The following is a 719-nucleotide window of genomic DNA, read 5'->3' as shown; positions in this document are numbered from 1 at the left end:
CTAGGCGGCGAACTCATAACGGTTGGCACGGTTGCCCGCCGGGATTGTTGGTCCTCCAACCATGGAGGATCGTGAATGGCACGGTTTGACCTGACGGACGCGGAGTGGGCAGCGATCGAGCCGGTTCTGCCGACGGACGTGCGCGGCAAAGAACGGGCGGACGACCGCCGGGTGCTGAATGGGATCTTCTGGCGTTTGCGCACCGGGGCGCCCTGGGCCGACATTCCGGCCCGTTATGGCCCGCACACGACGTGCAGCAATCGCTTCCGGCGCTGGCGTAAGCGTGGGGTCTGGGATCGCCTTTTGAAAGCCGTGTCAGAGGCTTACGAGGGCGACCTGCAGATGATCGATGCCACCAGCGTGCGGGTCCACCAGCACGCCGGCTGCGCCAAAAAAAAGACGATCGATCCCGTGGCATGGGTCGCTCACGGGGCGGCCTGACGAGCAAGATCCACGCGCTGGTGGATGCCGAGGGCCGACCCATCGCGCTCAAGATCACGGAAGGCCAAGCGCACGACGGTCGAGCGGCCGACGACATGCTCGGCGATCTGGGGCCGGGGCAGACCCTTCTGGGTGATCGCGCCTACGACAGCGACGCGCGGCGCGACCGTCTGGCCGAGCAAGGGGCCTGGGCCAACGTCAAGCCGATGCCCAACCGCAAGAACGTCCCTGCCTTCAGTGCCTTCCTGTACAAGTACCGCAATCTGGTCGAGCGGTTC

At 65.8% G+C, this 719-nt stretch carries 1 pseudogene; it reads left to right on the top strand.

Going from position 1 to position 719, the window contains the following annotated elements:
* Nucleotides 1-75 precede the first annotated feature (75 nt).
* A pseudogene (locus AAHG03_RS27035) lies at nt 76-719 on the top strand (IS5 family transposase); the annotation flags it as partial.

The organism is Methylorubrum subtropicum, from assembly GCF_038442325.1.
GTDB classification, from domain to species: Bacteria; Pseudomonadota; Alphaproteobacteria; order Rhizobiales; family Beijerinckiaceae; genus Methylobacterium; species Methylobacterium subtropicum.
Note: the sequence above shows the minus strand (reverse complement) of the source record. Positions and strands in the feature narration are given on the sequence as shown.